This window comes from Noviherbaspirillum sp. (genome assembly GCF_035944575.1).
GTDB lineage: Bacteria > Pseudomonadota > Gammaproteobacteria > Burkholderiales > Burkholderiaceae_D > Noviherbaspirillum.
Genome location: NZ_DASZBA010000045.1, coordinates 1 through 17,890 on the forward strand (window position 1 = coordinate 1; position 17,890 = coordinate 17,890).

Sequence of the window (17,890 nt, forward strand, 5' to 3'; positions counted from 1 at the left end):
TTCATCCGAGCCGACCTGAATGTCCCCCAGGACGACAACGGCAATATCACCGAAGACACCCGCATCCGCGCATCCGTTCCGGCGATCCAGCAGGCGCTCAAGGCCGGCGCCGCCGTCATGGTGACGTCCCACCTCGGTCGTCCGACCGAAGGTGAATTCAAGCCGGAGGATTCGCTGGCACCGATCGCGGCGCGCCTGTCGGAGTTGCTGGGCCAGCCGGTCGAGTTGAAGCAGAACTGGGTCGACGGCGTCGATGTCGCGCCGGGACAGGTGGTGCTGCTGGAAAATTGCCGCGTCAACAAGGGTGAGAAGAAGAACAGCGACGAGCTCGCGCAGAAGATGGCGAAGCTCTGTGATGTGTATGTCAACGACGCATTCGGCACCGCCCACCGCGCCGAAGCCACCACGCACGGCATCGCGAAGTTCGCGCCGGTTGCCTGCGCCGGCCCTTTGCTGGCAGCCGAACTCGATGCGCTCGGCAAGGCGCTTGGCCAGCCGGCCCGCCCGCTGGTGGCCATCGTCGCCGGCTCGAAGGTATCGACCAAACTCACCATCCTGAAGACGCTGGCCGAAAAGGTGGACAACCTGATCGTCGGCGGCGGCATCGCGAATACTTTCATGCTGGCCGCCGGCCTCAAGATCGGCAAGTCCCTGGTGGAAGCCGATCTCGTCAACGAAGCCAAGTCGATTCTCGACATGATGACCAGGCGCGGCGCCTCGGTGCCGATCCCGGTGGATGTCGTCTGCGCCAAGGAGTTTTCCGCAACCGCGGCTGCCACCGTCAAGGACGTGGCCGACGTGACGGACGACGACATGATTCTCGACATCGGTCCGAAAACCGCTGCACAACTGGCGCAGCAGATCGGCCAGGCCGGCACGATCGTATGGAACGGCCCGGTCGGCGTGTTTGAATTCGATCAGTTCGCCGAAGGCACCAAAACCCTTGCAATGGCCATCGCCGACTCCAAGGGCTTTTCCATCGCCGGCGGCGGCGACACGCTCGCGGCCATCGCGAAATACAACATTGCCGATCGCATCGGTTACATCTCCACCGGCGGCGGCGCCTTCCTGGAATTCCTTGAAGGGAAAACTCTGCCGGCGGTCGACATCCTGCTGCAACGCGCGAAGTAATCCATCGGTGACCGCAGCGCTTGCGGTCCCGTCGATAAAGGAATTTCATGAGGCAAAGAGCAACCAAGATCGTTTCCACCATCGGTCCCGCATCGAGCGAGCCCGAGATCCTCACCCGGATGATTGAAGCCGGTGTGGATGTGGTACGGCTCAATTTTTCCCATGGCAAGGCGCAGGACCATATCGATCGCGCCAACCTGGTGCGCCAGATTGCCGCCAAGTGCAACAAGGAAGTCGCCATCATCGCCGACCTGCAAGGTCCGAAGATCCGTGTCGGCAAATTTGAAAACGGCAAGATCAATCTCGAAAACGGCAGCAAATTTATCCTCGATGCGAATTGCGAGCTGGGAAATAACGCCCAGGTCGGTCTCGATTACAAGGAGTTGCCGCGCGACCTCAGACCGGCAGACGTGCTGCTGCTCAACGACGGCCTGATCGTGCTGGTGGTCGACAAGGTGGTCGGCACCGCCATCCATACGACGGTGCGCATCGGCGGCGAGTTATCGAACAACAAGGGGATCAACCGGCTTGGCGGCGGCTTGTCCGCACCGGCGCTCACCGCCAAGGATATGGAAGACATCCGGACTGCGATGAGCTTCCAGGCGGACTATATCGCGGTGTCGTTTCCGAAGAGCCCTACCGACATGATCATGGCGCGGCAACTCGCCAATATCGCCGGAGAACAGTACAACCACAAGCCGCAGATGATCGCGAAGATCGAGCGGGCGGAAGCGATTCCGGTGCTGCAGGAAATCCTCGACGCTTCCGACGGCATCATGGTCGCGCGCGGGGACCTGGCGGTGGAGGTCGGCAACGCGGCGGTGCCGGCATTGCAGAAGCGCATGATCAAGATGGCGCGGGCGTCGAACAAGCTGGCGATCACCGCGACCCAGATGATGGAATCGATGATCTTCAACGCCGTTCCGACCCGGGCCGAAGTATCGGATGTGGCCAATGCGGTCCTGGACGGCACCGATGCCGTGATGACTTCGGCAGAAACCGCGTCCGGCAAATACCCGATCGAGACGGTCGAGGCGATGTCGGCCATCTGCCTCGAAGCGGAAAAATCCGATGTGGTGAAGCTGGACGCGGACTTTCTGCATGCAACCTTTGCCCGCATCGACCAGACGATCGCCTACGGCGCACTGTTCACCGCCTATCACCTGCGGGTGAAGGCGATTGCCGCGCTGACCGAGTCGGGCTCCACCGCGCTGTGGATGAGCCGGCACAACATCGACATACCGATCTATGCGATCACACCCATGCTCGCCACCCAGCGCAAGGCCGCCTTGTTTCGCAACGTGCGTACTTTTGAGCTGGCGCATTCCACCGACCGCGAAGCGGTCCTGAAGGGTGCGCAGGATTTGCTTTTGGCTAAAGGCGTCGTGCAAAAAGGTGACATGATAGTGTTGACCTGGGGCGAGCCGATGGGGCAGACCGGCGGCACGAATGCGCTGAAGATCATGAAGATTGGTGAATATTGAAGTGAATTGACAAGCCTGATCTAGTAGAGAAAAGGCTCCTTCCCCCTGGAAGGGAGAGGGGACCGGCAACTGAACTTTTACCTCTAAAGGTAATTTCGGACCGCGCCACACCCGACGCCGTCCCGCAAAGATTTCTTTTTTTGGAGAACTACCATGGCACTCGTATCCATGCGTCAACTGTTGGACCATGCCGCTGAAAACGGCTACGGTCTGCCCGCATTCAACGTCAATAACCTCGAGCAAGTCACGGCGATCATGGAAGCTGCCAATGAGATCGGCGCGCCGGTCATCATGCAAGCCTCCGCAGGCGCCCGCAAGTATGCCGGCGAAGCGTTCCTGCGCCACCTGATCGAGGCGGCAGTGGAAGCGTATCCGCATATTCCCGTCGTCATGCACCAGGACCACGGCCAGTCGCCGGCGGTCTGCATGGCCGCGATCAAGTCCGGCTTCACTTCGGTGATGATGGACGGTTCGCTGAACGAGGACGGCAAGTCGGTCGCCAGCTATGAATACAACGTCGAAGTGTCGCGCAAGGTGGTCGAGTTCTCGCACTCGATCGGCGTTACCGTCGAAGCGGAACTCGGCGTGCTCGGTTCCCTGGAAACCATGAAGGGCGACAAGGAAGACGGCCACGGCGCCGAAGGCACCATGACCCGCGAACAATTGCTGACCGACGTGAACCAGGCGGCCGACTTCGTCAAGCTGACCCAGTGCGATGCGCTGGCGATCGCGATCGGCACCTCGCACGGCGCCTATAAGTTCTCCCGCAAGCCGACCGGCGATATTCTCGCCATCGAGCGCATCAAGGAAATCCACCAGCGCATCCCGAACACCCACCTGGTGATGCACGGCTCGTCGTCGGTGCCGCAGGAACTGCTGGCCGAGATCCGCGAATTCGGTGGCGACATGAAGGAAACCTACGGCGTGCCGGTCGAGGAAATCCAGGAAGGCATCAAGCACGGCGTGCGCAAGATCAACATCGACACCGACATCCGCCTCGCGATGACCGGCGCGATCCGCCGCTTCTTCGTCGAAAATCCGTCCAAGTTCGACCCCCGCGAATACCTGAAGCCAGCGCGCGAAGCCGCGAAGAAAGTCGTGAAGTCCCGTTTCCTCGCTTTCGGCTGCGAAGGACAGGCCGGCAAGATCACGCCTATCCCGCTGGAAAAAATGGCTGAAAAGTACAAAAAAGGCGAATTGTCACAGATCGTGCAGTAAAATCTCGACCTTGCGGCACAACCGACCGGCGGCGTGTTAATGCACCCGCCGGTTTAGCTTTATGGAACCGAAGATTCTCATGAACAGCCTGTATCAATCCAGCATCAAATCCCTTCCGCTGCTCGGCCGCGGCAAGGTGCGCGACAATTATGCTGTCGGCGACGACAAGCTCCTGATTGTCACTACGGACCGCCTGTCGGCCTTCGACGTGGTGATGAACGAACCCATTCCCGGCAAGGGCATGGTGCTGAACCAGATGACCGACTTCTGGTTCGAGAAACTGGGCGGCATCGTTCCGAATCACCTGACCGGCATCGCGCCGGAAAGCGTCGTGGCGAATGACGAGGCGGACCAGGTGCGCGGCCGTGCGGTCGTTGCAAAGCGCCTGAAGCCGATCATGGTGGAAGCGGTGGTGCGTGGCTACATCATCGGCTCCGGCTGGAAGGACTACCAGGCGACCGGCGCCATCTGCGGCATCGCGCTGCCGGGCGGCCTGCGCCAGGCGGACAAGCTCGCCACACCGATCTTCACCCCGGCGGCGAAGGCGGACATCGGCGAGCACGACGAAAACATCAGCTTCTCCGAGATGGAAAACCGCATCGGCAAGGAACTGGCCACGAAGATCCGCGACATCAGCATCACGCTGTACCAGACCGCCGCTGATTACGCCGCCACACGCGGCATCATCATTGCCGATACCAAGTTCGAATTCGGCCTCGACGACAGCGGCGTGCTGCACCTGATGGACGAAGTGCTGACAGCGGACTCGTCGCGTTTCTGGCCTGCCGATTCCTATGCGCCCGGCATGTCGCCGCCATCCTTCGACAAGCAGTTCGTGCGCGATTACCTCGAGACTCTCAGCGACTGGAACAAGACCGCGCCCGCGCCGGCCTTGCCCGCCGACGTCATCGAGAAGACGGGCGCCAAATATCGCGAAGCCTTGATGCGGCTGACCGGCGCAACGTTGAAGGACTGATATGGCAGACGCGCTCACAAGCACGCCTACGGGCACGCCGCTGGTCGGCGTGGTGATGGGGTCCTCCTCCGATTGGGACGTGATGCAGCACGCGGTAGCAATGCTGAAGGAATTCGGCATTCCGCACGAAGCGCAGGTCGTCTCCGCGCACCGCATGCCCGACCAGATGTTTGCCTATGCGGAATCGGCGCGTGAACGCGGACTGCGGGCAATCATCGCCGGCGCCGGCGGCGCGGCGCATCTGCCGGGCATGCTGGCGGCGAAAACCATCGTGCCGGTACTCGGCGTGCCGGTGCCCTCCAAATATCTGCGCGGCGAAGATTCGCTGCTGTCCATCGTCCAGATGCCGAAAGGCATTCCGGTCTCCACCTTCGCCATCGGCGAAGCCGGCGCTGCCAATGCGGCGTTGACGGCGATCGCCATGCTGGCGGCAACCGACGACAAGCTGGCCGCCCGCCTGCTGGAATTCCGCAGCAAGCAAACTCAGGCCGCGCAAGCAATGACACTTCCGGTATGAACGAATCGCAGCAACCCTTTCTCCCTTCCGCAACGCCCGCGACCTGGCTCGGCATGATGGGCGGCGGCCAGCTTGGACGGATGTTCGTGCATGCCGCGCAAAAGATGGGCTTCAAGGTGGCGGTGCTGGAACCGGCCGCCGATTGTCCCGCCGGGCATGCGTCGGATCATTTATTGAGCGCCGGTTATACCGATGCCGCGGCACTGAGCGCGCTGGCGGACCGGTGCGTCGCCGTTACCACCGAATTCGAAAATGTGCCGGCGCAAAGCCTCGCGACGCTGGCGGAGCGGGTATTCGTTGCGCCCTCCGCAGCCTGCGTATCGATTGCCCAGGATCGCATCGAGGAGAAGCGCTTTTTCACCGAATGCGCGGAACGTTCGGGTGTGCTGCCTGCGCCGTACAAAGTGATTCAAGCAGAGTCGGACCTCGACGATATTCCTGATGAACTGCTGCCCGGCATCCTGAAAACCGTGCGCATGGGGTATGACGGCAAAGGCCAGGTGCGGGTACGCAGCAGGGATGAAGCGCGTGCGGCATTCACCGGCATGAAGGGTGTGGCGTGCGTGCTCGAAAAAATGCTGCCGCTGGCGTACGAAATTTCGGTGCTCGCCGCGCGCGGTGCCGACGGCCAGTCGGTGGTGTACCCGATCGCGGAGAACGTGCATCGTGACGGCATCCTCTTCACTACTACCGTGCCGGGGCCGAATGTGGAACAGGATTGCGCCCAGCGCGCGCAGGCGGCTGCGTTGGAAATCATCAGTCGCCTCGGCTATGTCGGCGTGCTGTGCATCGAGTTTTTCGTGTTGCAGGACGGCTCGCTGGTAGTGAATGAAATGGCGCCACGTCCGCATAACAGTGGCCACTATACGATCGATGCCTGCGTCACCAGCCAGTTCGCGCAACAGGTGAGGGCGATGGCTCGTCTGCCGTTGGGCGATGTGCGCCAGCATTCGCCGGCGGTCATGCTGAATATCCTCGGCGACGTCTGGTTCGACGGATCGTCGGACCAGATCCGCGAGCCGGCGTGGGACGAGGTGCTGGCGCTGCCCGGCGCCAATCTCCACCTGTACGGCAAGGATGACCCGAGGCGCGGCAGGAAGATGGGGCATGTGACCTTTGTCGCGCCGACCCTGGCGCAGGCGCAAGAAAGCCTGCGTGCCGCCTGCGGCATTCTCGGCATTGCCGCCTGAAACCGTGGCAGGACAGCCCGACATCGATGCGGCCGCGCGCCTGCTGGAAAGCGGCGAGCTGGTCGCCTTTCCCACTGAAACCGTCTATGGTCTCGGCGCCGACGCGGAAAATCCGGCGGCTGTGGCGAAAATCTATGCCGCAAAGGGGAGGCCCTCCAACCATCCCGTTATCGTGCATCTGGCGCCCGGTGCGGATATCGGCCGCTGGGCAATGTCTATTCCGCACGAGGCAGGCGCATTGATCGATGCGTTCTGGCCCGGGCCGCTGACCCTGATCATGAAGCGCGCATCCGCCATTCCGTCGGCAGTATCCGGTGGGCAGGATACGATCGGTTTGCGCTGTCCGTCGCATCCGGTGGCACAGTCGCTATTGCGGGCATTCAAGGCCGGAAAGGGCGGTATCGCAGCACCTTCCGCAAACAAGTTCGGCCACGTCAGCCCGACCACCGCCCGTCATGTGCGTGATGAATTCGGTGACGGCTCGGACAGCGCCGTACGTTGCATCCTTGACGGCGGACAGAGTGAGGTCGGAATCGAGTCCACGATACTTGACCTCTCACGCATGGATTCGCTCGGCCCTGTCCTGCTTCGGCCCGGGCATGTCAGCCCCGAAGATTTCGCGCGCGTCATCGGCCGGCTTCCCGCTTCACCCGACGCAGCTGCGCCGCGCGCATCCGGCACCCTCGATGCACACTATGCGCCACGTACGCCGGTTATCCTGGCCGCGCCCGACCGGCTGCCCGCCATCTTGCAGCAACTCAATGCCGCCGGACGCAAGGTGGCGCTGATGCGACGCATGCTGCCGCACTCATCCGATGTCACAGCGCAGCTTGCGTTGCCCATGACGCCACATGGCTATGCGCATGACCTGTATGCGGCGTTGCGGGCAATGGATCTTGCGGACGCGGATATCATCATCGTCGAAGCGCCGCCCCGGGATGCAGAATGGCAGGGGATCAACGATCGCCTGCGCCGCGCGGCGCACGACTCAGCCGGCATTCTTTCCACTCTCCTCAAACCCATTGTCTAGACCAGTTTGCTCATCAGCACACGGCTATTGTTCCTGATGTTGTACTCGGCGTCGCGTGGCATGCACGCGCATTTTCGCGACGGTCATGGTGGTGCGATGTCTATCTGCCGTTTTTCACGGCGCGATGCCGGCAAGCGACATTCATTGCATATGCGACAATAAAACAGTGTCCGCTGTGACATAATGTTTTGCGGAAAATTCCTCCGCCACCACAATAAAAACCAGCTTTCATTTCGGGGAGCGCCATGCGCACAAAACTCATCGGCCTTGCCATGGCCGCGATCGCCTTGCTTGCAGCGGGATACTGGTTCGTCACTCACCGAGGGGCCGGCAATGCGGAAAACGCTGCGGCAGCAGGCGCGTTCCAGCTGGTTGATGCCGCCGACCGCAGCCTCGACGGTGTGCCTGCACTGGCCCTCACTTTCAGCTTGCCGCTGGATGCCGGCAAGGGATACGACAAATACATTCAAGTCTTCGAGATGCCGACGCCGATCGATGCGGCACAACCCGATCAGGAGGAACGGGAGGAGGATCCCTATCTCCCCGCCGTCAAGGGTGCGGCCTACAAGGTCAGCACCAAGCCGGAGGACACCGAAACCAAGGGCGGCAAGCCGGTATCCGGCGCATGGGTCGTAGGCGAAAATCCACGCCTGCTGTTTTTCCCGCATATCAAGCCGCAGACACGCTATGTGGTGCATGTCCAGCCAGGCCTTTCGGCCAAAGGCGGCAGCAAGCTGGCGGCGGAAGCGCGCTATTCGGTGTTGTCCGCGCCGGTGTCACCCGCTTACTACTTCGCCAGCAACGGCATGGTCCTCCCTGCCAAGCAGAACGGCGGCCTGCCGGTGGTGACGGTCAATGTGCCGGAAGTCGACATTCAGTTCCTGCGTGTCAAAAACGACCAGCTGCCGCGCTTTCTCGACCGCGTGATCAACCACGCCAAGACCCACCAGCAGGCCAACGCTGCCAACGAAGCGAATGAAGCCGTGGAAGGCGAGGGCGACGGTGACTACGACTGGCGACGCAGTTCATTGCGCGGTGCCGTCTATGTCGATCAGCTGGACGATCTGCGCAAGTTGACCGACAGCGTATTCGCCGGACGCTTCCTCACCGAGCAGCGGCAGAACCGGCGCGGCGTTACCTATATTCCTGTGGAGGGCATCGCCGAACTCAAGGAGCCCGGCATCTATGTTGCGGTGATGAGCCAGCCGGGCCGCTTCCGGTACGAGTTCCAGACGACGTATTTTTACGTCAGCGACCTCGGCCTGCATGTGCGCCTCTTCGACAGGAGCGCGGATGCCTTCGTCAGTTCGCTGGTCGACGGCAAGGCGGTGAAGGGCGTCGAACTGTCGTGGATAGACAATCAGGGCAAGGTCCTGGCGCGCGCCGAGACTGACGGAGACGGCCATGCGCTGTTTGCCGACAAGCCCAGGGACGCGAAGGTCGTGCTTGCGCGCAAGGACAAGCAGGTGTCGATGATCGCGCTGAAGGAACCCGCGCTCGACCTGTCCGAGTACGATGTCGTCGGGGCACCCTATAAACCAGTGCGGCTTTTTGCCTATTCCGGACGTAACCTGTATCGCCCGGGCGAGAGTTTCGACATGTCGGTGCTGGCGCGCGATGCCGATGGCCGGCCGGTGCCGGCACAGCCGATCCAGGCCGTGCTGAAACGGCCCGACGGCAAGAGCCAGTTCACAGCCACCTGGCGCCCGGATGAGCGCTATGCCGGCTATTTCGTCAGGAGACTGGAATTGCCTGCTGACGCGCCGACCGGTTTCTGGACGCTGGAGCTGCGCAGCGATCCTGCCGACAAGGTTCCCGGTACGGTGTATCGCTTCGGCGTCGAGGAATTTCTGCCGGAGCGCATGAAACTCGATTTGTCCGCGCAACAGGCGGCGCTCAAGCCGGAGCAGCCGTTCACCATCGATTTGCGCGGCACCTATTTGTACGGTGCACCGGCTGCCGGCAACCGCCTGCTCGGCGTCGCGCACTTCGAGCGCAACAAGAATCCCCTCGCCAAGCAATACCCGGGTTTTGAATTCGGTGATGTGACCGAAGAGGAAGCGAAAACCCGCAAGGAACTTGACGAGCAGGCGCTGGACGCGGACGGCACGGGGCAGCTGGAGATCGACCTGTCGCCAGCCGCCAAGCGCCGTTCGCCATTCACCGTGCGCGCCACGGTCAGCCTGCTGGAATCCGGCGGCCGCCCGGTGGTACGCAGCATCGAACGTGTGTTGTGGCCTACGCCCGTGCTGGTCGGCGTGCGGCCCTTGTTCACGGGTGAGTATGCGAGGGAAAACAGTCCGGTTGACTTCGAGGTGGTGCGCGTCGGGCAGGATGGCGCGATCAAACCTGCCGCCGCGATGCCGGTGCGGCTGTTCCGAGAAGACCGCAACTATTACTGGCGCTTCGAGGACCAGCGCGGCTGGCATTCCGGTTTTACCGAAAGCGATGAACTGGTCGAGACCTCGACCGTGACAGTGCCTGCCGGTGCGCGTGCCAAGTTGCGCCTGCCGGTGCGCTATGGCCGCTACCGGCTGGAAATCCTCGATCCGGAAACGGGGCAGCAGACTGCTTACCGTTTCTATGCCGGCTGGAGCGCCCGCTCGGACGAGACCCAGGGCGTTCGGCCCGACCGCGTGGCGCTCAAGCTCGACAAGCCTGCTTACCGCGACGGCGAAACCGTCCGCCTGACGATCACGCCGCCACACCAGGGCGAGGCGCTGGTGACGGTGGAAGGCGATCGCACCCTGTGGGTGAAGCGGCTGCCGGTATCCGGCGATACGGCCACCATCGACATCCCGCTGCATCGTGACTGGAAACGGCATGACCTGTATGTCTCGGTGATCGTCCTGCGTCCGGGCAACGAAGGCGACCGCGTCACGCCGGCGCGGGCGCTCGGCATCGTTCACCTCCCACTGGACCGCGCGGAGCGCAAGCTCAATGTGACTCTGGAAGCGCCGGCCAAGGTATTGCCCGAGACAACCGTCAAGGTGAAGGTCAAGGTGCCGGAAGCGAAAGGCCAGAAGGCATTTGTCACATTGTCGGCGGTGGATACCGGCATCCTTAATATCACCCGTTTCGCTTCGCCCGACCCACATGGTTATTTCTTCGGCAAGCTGCGCTATGGCGCAGACCAGCACGACATCTATGGCCGGCTGATCGAGAAAATGCAGGGTCAGAAAGGCAAGCTGAAATTCGGCGGCGACAACACGCCGAAGCCGACGCGCAGCCTGCCGAAGAAGGTCAAGCTGGTCGACCTGTTCAGCGGACCGGTGGCATTGAACGAGCAGGGCGAAGCGGAAATACCACTGGCGCTGCCCGATTTCAACGGCGCCCTCCGGTTGATGGCGGTGGTGGCAGGTGGCGAACGCTACGGCTTCAAGGACGCGGACATGACGGTGGCTGCGCCGCTGGTGGCGGAACTTGCCGCGTCGCGTTTCCTTTCTTTTGGCGACAACGCGATGGTTGCGCTCGACCTGCATAATCTTTCCGGTGCGAGCCAGCAGCTCAAGGTTGAGGTAAGCGGCGGCGATGGCTTGCAAATGAAGCAGGGCGACCAGTCGGTATCTCTCAAGGACCAGGAAAAGCGTACCTTGCGTTTCCCGGTCGAGGCGCGCGCGATACCGGGGCTGCATACCATTTCGGTGAAGGTCAACGGCCAGCAGATCAAGCTGGAACGCCAGTTCCCGCTGATGGTGCAGGCACCGACGCCACAGCAGCAGTTCACCCGCCGCTACAGCATCAAGCCCGGCGAAACCCTGGATATCAGGGATGCCGAACTTTCCGGCTTGCATCGCGGCTCCGCCCTTGCTCACATGGTGTTGTCGGACAAGGCACCGATCGATGTGCGTTCGGCGATACAGGGCTTGCTGACGTATCCGTACGGCTGCACCGAGCAGACCACTAGCACCGCTTATCCGCATGTATTCGTCGATGAGGAAGCGGCACGGCGTTTCGGCTTGAAACCGTACACCCGCCAGCAGCGCATTGAAATGCTCGACAAGGCCATCGCCCGCCTCTCCGCAATGCAGGCGCCGAACGGCGGCTTCAGCCTGTGGGGTAATGTCAGCGAGTATGAGTATTGGTTATCCGCCTATGTCACCAGTTTCCTGCAGGATGCGCGTGAACAGGGATTCGGTGTGCCGGACGCGATGTACCGCAAGGCGACCGATTTCCTGCTGCGCGGCCTGCAGGACGGCGTGTCGCGCATGCCCGCAACGACCGCCGCCCAGGCCGTCACGCCCAGTGCAGCCGAAAATACCGACAACGGTGTGTGGACTGATAACCGTGCTGCCGACAACGGCCGCTTCAATGTGCTGGCCTACGGCGCCTACGTGCTCGCCCGCGAGAACCGCGCGCCGCTGGCCACGTTGCGCCAGTTGCATGAATCCCGTTCCCGCGCACATTCCGGCCTGCCGCTGATCCAGTTGGGCATCGCGCTCAAGCTGATGGGCGATCAGGCCAGGAGCGACACTGCGATTGCCGAAGGATTGCGCAAGGGCCGACATGCCGGATGGTGGGCCGACTACGGCAGTCCGCTCCGCGATGCGGCGATGTCTTCAGCATTGCTGGAGCGGCACCAGATCAAGGCGGAGGGCCGCGACAACCTGGTGGCGGTCATCGCCGCCGAAATGGAAAAGTCCCCGTATCACTATTTCAGTACACAGGAAAAACTGGCACTGTTTCTCGTCGGCCGGTCTTATGCCAACGACAGCGGCAGCCAGTGGACGGCCAGTGTTGAATCCGGCGGGCGGCAAGATGAACTGGCAAGCAAGGCAATGCATTTCCGTGAAGTGTTCACGGGCGATCTCGCCAACGGCATGAAAGTTGTCAACACGCACAAGACAACCTTGTATGCGGAGCTGTCGCTGTCCGGCAATCCAATCAAGCTGCCGGCGGCGAAGAACGACCCCATCGATCTGACCAGGACCATGCACGCACCCGATGGAAGTCCGATCGGCAACAGGGCACTGAAGGTCGGCGAGACGGTGCTCATGCGCATCACGGCCCGCTCGAAGACGCCCATCGGCACCGGCCTGGTGGTCGACCGCATACCGGCCGGACTGGAAATCGAAAACACTAACATCGTGCAGGGTGAGCAGATGGCATCGGTCGATATTGCCGGAGTCAATCCGGCGCAGGCGATGAGCGATCCGCGCATCAAGCATGTGGAGTTCCGCGATGACCGCTTCGTTGCGGCGGCCCGGCTCGACAATCAGCCGTTGACGCTGTTCTATCGAGCCCGTGTGGTCACGCCAGGGAGATTCATCGTGCCGCCGCTGTATGCGGAAGACATGTACCGGCCTGATATTTACGGTCTCAATGGCGGTGCGGACACGCTGACGATCGTCAATGCCGATGCGCCGGCGCAGAGGCCGGTCACGGACAAAATGAAAGCGCAATGACGGTATCGCCGGTATGGCGGCAGTTCTTTGCCACCGATCTTCTCAAGCGATGGCGCTGGCTTGCGGCCGCATCGACATTGTTTCTGACGCTGCTTGTGCTGGACCGGCTTTTCCCTCTGCCTGCGCCGGGACGCGACTCGCCGTATGCGCTGGTGGTCCTGGCGCGCGACGGCACACCACTGCGCGCGTTTCCCGACAACCAGCATGTGTGGCGGCATGCGGTCACGTTACAGCAGGTATCGCCGCTCTATCTGGAAGCCCTGGTCTCCTATGAGGACCGCACATTCTGGTGGCACCCGGGCGTCAATCCGCTTGCGCTGCTGCGCGCGGGATGGCAATGGGTAATGAACGGCAAGATCGTATCCGGCGGATCCACCGTCACCATGCAGGTGGCGCGCCTGATCGAGCCTGTTCCGCGTACGATGGCCGGCAAGCTGCGACAGATCATGCGGGCACTCCAGATCGAATGCCATTACTCGAAAGAGGAGATCCTTACCCTCTATCTCAACTACGCGCCGATGGGAGGCGTGCTGGAGGGCGTGGAAGCTGCCAGCCGCGCCTATCTCGGCAAGCCGTCGGTGCGATTGACCCACGCGGAAGCGGCATTGCTCACCGTGCTCCCGCAGATGCCGTCGCTTCTGCGGCCGGACCGCTATCCGCAGCGGGCGCAGTCCGCGCGCGACAAGGTATTGCGCCGCATGAGCGGACGGTGGTCCGATGCCGCCATCGCCGATGCACTGACCGAACCGGTGATTGCGCAAACCATCCGGGAGCCGCTGCTTGCGCCGCTGCTGGCGGAACGACTCAAACGCGGCGCAGCAGGCAGGACGAAAATTGACACCACGATCGATGCAGGCGCACAGGCGACGGTCGAAGCGCTGCTTGGGGACCGCGCGCGAAACCTGCCTCCACGCGTCTCGCTGGCGGCAATGGTGCTCGACAACGCCAGCATGGAAGTGCTGGCCTATGCCGGCTCGGCGGATTTCACCGACAGCGATCGTTTCAGCCATGTCGACATGGTGCGTGCGGCGCGTTCGCCTGGATCGACGCTCAAGCCTTTCCTGTACGCGTTCGCGCTCGACGAAGGCATGATCCACTCCGAATCGCTGCTCTCCGACACGCCGCAATCGTTTTCCGGCTACCAGCCGGGCAATTTCCAGCAATCCTTCCACGGCCCGGCCAGTGTCTCCGAGGCGCTGGTCAAATCGCTCAATGTACCCGCGGTGGAAGTGCTTGAACAACTTGGTCCCACCCGCTTCGTCGCCATGCTCAGGCGCGGCGGACTGGCGCTCGAATTCCCGCGCGGCGCCACACCTAATCTCAGTGTGATACTCGGCGGCACGGGCGCGACGCTCGAAGACATGGTCGGCGCCTATGCGGCATTCGCAAGGAAGGGCCTTGCGGCCGTCCCGCGTTTTACGCCCGATGCGCCAATGCGCGAACAGCGCATGATGAGCGAGGGGGCCGCCTTCATCGTGCGCGATATCCTCGAAACCGGCGGCCCGATCGGGCGGGCGGTCGAAGGGCAGGGCGGATACCGGGGCATTGCCTGGAAAACCGGCACCAGCTTCGGGTTCCGTGATGCCTGGGCGGTCGGCGTCGGCAATCGCTACACCGTCGGTGTCTGGGTCGGCAGGCCGGACGGCACGCCCAACCCGGGATTTTTCGGCGCCAATGTGGCGGCTCCGCTGCTGGCGGATATCTTCACCGCCTTGCCCGGCGGTCGCGCTGTCAGCCCGAACCCGGCGCCTGACGGCGTCGCGCAGGAAAAAATATGCTGGCCGCTCGGCACCCGCGCAGCAGGGCAGGACCCTGCACTATGTCCGGTGAAGCGCACCGCATGGACGCTCGCCGGCGCGGCGCCCCCGACATTCGCCGACCGCCTGCAGGCCGGCGCGCCGACGCTTGCTTATTTCGTCGACCGCGCGAGCGGGTTGCGCGTCATGCCGGATTGCACAGCCGATCCGTTTGAGCAGCGGCAGACCGCGCGCTGGCCGGCCTCGCTCGAACCCTGGCTGGATGCGGGGCTACGCAAGAATGTGCTGCCGCCCCCATGGACGCCGCGTTGCGCGCTGGCTTATCGCCCCGCTGCATCGATCAAGATCGTCGGGTTGAACGATGGTGAAATTCTTCGCCGAGCAGCGAACGGCGAGGTTCCCCGAGCGCGGCTCGACATTCGCGGCTCGCGTGAGGAAATCAACTGGATGGTGAATGGCCGCCTGCTGGCGCATCAGGCGAAGGCGGGGGAGCAGCTTGTGGAATTTCCGGCTCCCGGCCGGTATGACATCAGCGCCTTCGACAATCATGGCAGGTATGACCGCATCAGCGTGCGTGTTGAATGATGGCTTGATGAGGGACGCGGTGAATGGGGCATTTCCCGACCGCAGAGCTTGTCAATGCAAATTCTGGTGCGCCAGAAGAACGGAGGGAATCGAGCTACCCGTGCGATTGCTCAGGCTCACTACCATCACCCCGACCGTCTTTGCCGGAGGGGGAGCCATGGAGAGATTGCTTGTGACGTTGGAGTCTTGCCAGGGCAGTAAAAACGAATGACGCGTTGAACAGTTTGAGCGCTCGCGTTCCACGAAAGAAGCAGCGGTTTCATCCAGTTGCTATTTTCACTTTCCCAGCTGCGTCGAAACAAACCGGCCGCCATGAAACACCAGCGCCGGGCGCGGCGACACATCACAGCGTTCTACCTCGCCGACGAAGATTACATGGTCGCCTTCCGGATAGCGGCTGCGGTTATGGCATTCGAACCACGCCGCGGCGCCCGTCAGGATCGGCAGGCCGGTATGTGACAGTACAAAGTCAACACCTTCGAAACGGTTGTCGATCCGCATCGCAAACCGCTCCGCCAGCGCAGCCTGGTCGCCCGCGAGAATATTGATCACGTAATGGGAATTGCCGGTGAATACCGGCAGGCTGCTTGCACCCTGTGCAAGGCTCCACAACACCAGGGGCGGGTCCAGCGATACGGAATTGAATGAGCTTGCCGTCAAGCCGAGGAAGCTGCCATCCGGAAGGCAGGTAGTAATCACGGTGACGCCGGTAGCGAATTGGGAGAGCGCTTGCCGAAAATGCCGGCTGTCGAATTCCGGCGGCACCGCTTGCAGAATGGGAGTAGACATCTGAATTCCATGAAATTTCGTTCATTATGCCGAAAATCGGCAGTACGAGGAGGCAGCTGTCATTGCCGGAAACGTGCAAAATCAAATTGAGCAGCATCAATAAATCGGGGTGGATCATCGAATGTCATAGGCATGTGCAATGCTTTGCGCTAGAGTCGTACTCATCGAATAACGGGAGTGAATCATGGCAACCGAAATTGCAACCCTGGGCGGAGGATGCTTCTGGTGTCTGGAGGCCGTTTATCAGGAATTGAAAGGCGTCGAACATGTCGAGTCCGGCTACACAGGTGGGCGTGTGCCGAACCCGACCTACGAGCAGGTATGCGAAGGCACGACAGGCCATGCGGAAGTGGTGCGGATCACCTTTGATACCGACGTTGTAACCTATCGCGAAGTGCTCGAGATCTTCTTCACCATCCATGATCCGACCACGCTCAACCGGCAGGGCAACGATGTCGGTACCCAGTACCGGTCGGTCATTTACTACCATTCACCGGAACAGCAGGACACGGCCAAGCATGTCATTGCCGAGATGGCGAACGTATGGGACGCGCCCATCGTCACCGAGCTGAGTCCGGCGGAAACCTATTACAAGGCCGAGGACTATCACCAGAACTATTTCCGCCAGCACCCGCTGCAGGGATACTGCGCATTCGTCGTCGCGCCGAAAGTGGCGAAGTTCAGGAAAACATTCGCCGAACGGATCAACAGCGAAGTGGAATGAACGGCTACGGCTGCAGTCGCTGCCGTTGCCAGCTACCGTCCTGCTGCAAGGTATAGGCGATGCGGTCATGCAGGCGTGACTTCCTGCCTTGCCAGAATTCAATGTATTCCGGCTTGAGCCGGTAACCACCCCAATGTGACGGACGCGGCGGAGATTCGCCGTGCTGCAGTTCCGCCTCCTCAAACTGTTTCTCAAGCTGTTCGCGGCTGTCGACAGGCCGGCTCTGCGCCGAGGCAATCGCACCGACGCGGCTCTTCAGCGGCCGGCTGTTGAAATAGGTTTCGCTTTCCTCTAACGCAGTGCGCTCCACGCTGCCCTCGATGCGCACCTGGCGTTCCAGTTCAACCCAATGAAACAACAGCGCCGCATGCGGATTGGCGGCAAGCTCGCGTCCTTTGCGGCTGTCATAGTTGGTGAACCAGGTGAAGCCGCGCTGATCCACCTCCTTGATCAGCAGGATGCGCGATGAAGGGCGCCCATCAGGGCCGACCGTCGACACCCCCATCGCATTCGGTTCCGGGATTTGCGCAGAAACGGCTTCATCGAACCATCGCTTGAATTGCACGATCGGATCCGGATCGACATCCGCCTCCGACAGGCTGGCATGACTGTAATCCTTGCGTAAATCGGCGATCGACATCGGTTTTCCTTTTATTGTTCCAGGCCGCGGCGAGCGCGCATCGCATCACCGAGCTCTTTCATCTGCGCGTCGCTGAACAGGCGCTTGGCCATCGGCGCGATATGGGATTCCTCTTCTTTCATATGCGCAGTATACATGTCGGAAAATCGCCGGACCTCATCAGAGGGAAGTTCCGACGCGGTGCCCGCAGCGATCGCCTCCAGCCGGGATTGCAGCGACAGCCACGCCGCATCCATATCGCGGTGCTGCTTCAATAGCTCCGGCATCAGGCCGTCAAGCAGCGCGGCATCTTCTCCCCGGGCGACCATGCGCAGCACCGGCAGCAGGTCCTGCTCTTCATCCTGGTGATGCTTGCCGGCGGCCTGCGTGAAATAGCGCAGGACCGACTTCGCCGCCTGTTGGGCATCGGCATCGGCGCCAGAGCGAGGAAGGTGCGAAGCAAGC

At 61.9% G+C, this 17,890-nt stretch carries 13 protein-coding genes; 10 read left to right on the forward strand and 3 right to left on the reverse strand.

Annotation, left to right across the window (positions count from 1 at the left end; all coding sequences use genetic code 11):
* From VGU61_RS02740 to pbpC, 9 genes are all read left to right on the forward strand, one after another.
* Positions 1-1,131: phosphoglycerate kinase (locus VGU61_RS02740; protein WP_326857570.1), on the forward strand; the 1,131-nt coding region annotated here is incomplete at its 5' end.
* A gap of 47 nt (positions 1,132-1,178) precedes the next feature.
* Positions 1,179-2,615 carry a pyruvate kinase gene (gene pyk, locus VGU61_RS02745; protein ID WP_326857571.1) on the forward strand — a complete coding sequence of 479 codons (1,437 nt, stop codon included), beginning with the start codon at positions 1,179-1,181 and terminating at the stop codon, positions 2,613-2,615.
* Between the two features lie 153 nt (positions 2,616-2,768).
* Complete coding sequence (gene fba, locus VGU61_RS02750; protein WP_326857572.1) at positions 2,769-3,833, forward strand: class II fructose-bisphosphate aldolase; 1,065 nt, start codon at positions 2,769-2,771, stop codon at positions 3,831-3,833.
* 79 nt (positions 3,834-3,912) lie between these two features.
* Positions 3,913-4,809, forward strand: coding sequence for a phosphoribosylaminoimidazolesuccinocarboxamide synthase (locus VGU61_RS02755; RefSeq protein ID WP_326857573.1), 897 nt, complete (start codon positions 3,913-3,915; stop codon positions 4,807-4,809).
* 1 nt (position 4,810) lies between these two features.
* A complete protein-coding gene (gene purE / locus VGU61_RS02760; RefSeq protein ID WP_326857574.1) occupies positions 4,811-5,326 on the forward strand; it encodes a 5-(carboxyamino)imidazole ribonucleotide mutase in 516 nt (171 codons plus the stop codon).
* Positions 5,323-6,516: a 5-(carboxyamino)imidazole ribonucleotide synthase gene (locus VGU61_RS02765; protein WP_326857575.1), complete on the forward strand. Its 1,194-nt coding sequence runs from the start codon at positions 5,323-5,325 to the stop codon at positions 6,514-6,516. Before purE ends, VGU61_RS02765 begins: the two co-directional genes overlap by 4 nt.
* Positions 6,517-6,520: 4 nt before the next feature.
* Positions 6,521-7,546 carry an L-threonylcarbamoyladenylate synthase gene (locus tag VGU61_RS02770; RefSeq protein WP_326857576.1) on the forward strand — a complete coding sequence of 342 codons (1,026 nt, stop codon included), beginning with the start codon at positions 6,521-6,523 and terminating at the stop codon, positions 7,544-7,546.
* Between the two features lie 245 nt (positions 7,547-7,791).
* On the forward strand, positions 7,792-12,951 hold the full coding sequence (locus VGU61_RS02775; protein ID WP_326857577.1) for an alpha-2-macroglobulin: 5,160 nt from the start codon (positions 7,792-7,794) through the stop codon (positions 12,949-12,951).
* The gene (gene pbpC / locus VGU61_RS02780; protein ID WP_326857578.1) at positions 12,948-15,293 is read left to right on the forward strand and encodes a penicillin-binding protein 1C; all 2,346 of its coding nucleotides are present in this window, start codon (positions 12,948-12,950) and stop codon (positions 15,291-15,293) included. The genes VGU61_RS02775 and pbpC overlap by 4 nt, the downstream gene beginning before the upstream one ends.
* Positions 15,294-15,569: 276 nt before the next feature.
* Here the strand turns inward: pbpC and VGU61_RS02785 are convergent, their stop codons facing one another.
* Positions 15,570-16,082 (reverse strand): flavin reductase family protein, encoded by a 513-nt coding sequence (locus tag VGU61_RS02785; RefSeq protein ID WP_326857579.1) that lies wholly within the window; start codon positions 16,080-16,082, stop codon positions 15,570-15,572.
* A gap of 184 nt (positions 16,083-16,266) precedes the next feature.
* On the opposite strand from VGU61_RS02785, the gene msrA reads away from it, so the two are divergent.
* Positions 16,267-16,806, forward strand: a complete 540-nt coding sequence (gene msrA, locus VGU61_RS02790; protein ID WP_326857580.1) for a peptide-methionine (S)-S-oxide reductase MsrA — start codon at positions 16,267-16,269, stop codon at positions 16,804-16,806.
* 4 nt (positions 16,807-16,810) lie between these two features.
* Here the strand turns inward: msrA and pdxH are convergent, their stop codons facing one another.
* Together pdxH and VGU61_RS02800 are read right to left on the reverse strand one after the other, a co-directional pair.
* The gene (pdxH, locus tag VGU61_RS02795) at positions 16,811-17,446 is read right to left on the reverse strand and encodes a pyridoxamine 5'-phosphate oxidase (protein WP_326857581.1); all 636 of its coding nucleotides are present in this window, start codon (positions 17,444-17,446) and stop codon (positions 16,811-16,813) included.
* A gap of 11 nt (positions 17,447-17,457) precedes the next feature.
* A partial coding sequence (locus tag VGU61_RS02800) for a hemerythrin domain-containing protein (protein ID WP_326857582.1) occupies positions 17,458-17,890 on the reverse strand: 433 nt, incomplete at its 5' end.

Coding starts and splice junctions, on each gene's coding strand:
- pyk (WP_326857571.1), top strand. CDS start 1,179: ATGAGGCAAAGAGCAACCAAGATCGTTTCCACCATCGGTCCCGCATCG.
- fba (WP_326857572.1), top strand. CDS start 2,769: ATGGCACTCGTATCCATGCGTCAACTGTTGGACCATGCCGCTGAAAAC.
- VGU61_RS02755 (WP_326857573.1), top strand. CDS start 3,913: ATGAACAGCCTGTATCAATCCAGCATCAAATCCCTTCCGCTGCTCGGC.
- purE (WP_326857574.1), top strand. CDS start 4,811: ATGGCAGACGCGCTCACAAGCACGCCTACGGGCACGCCGCTGGTCGGC.
- VGU61_RS02765 (WP_326857575.1), top strand. CDS start 5,323: ATGAACGAATCGCAGCAACCCTTTCTCCCTTCCGCAACGCCCGCGACC.
- VGU61_RS02775 (WP_326857577.1), top strand. CDS start 7,792: ATGCGCACAAAACTCATCGGCCTTGCCATGGCCGCGATCGCCTTGCTT.
- pbpC (WP_326857578.1), top strand. CDS start 12,948: ATGACGGTATCGCCGGTATGGCGGCAGTTCTTTGCCACCGATCTTCTC.
- VGU61_RS02785 (WP_326857579.1), bottom strand. CDS start 16,082: ATGTCTACTCCCATTCTGCAAGCGGTGCCGCCGGAATTCGACAGCCGG.
- msrA (WP_326857580.1), top strand. CDS start 16,267: ATGGCAACCGAAATTGCAACCCTGGGCGGAGGATGCTTCTGGTGTCTG.
- pdxH (WP_326857581.1), bottom strand. CDS start 17,446: ATGTCGATCGCCGATTTACGCAAGGATTACAGTCATGCCAGCCTGTCG.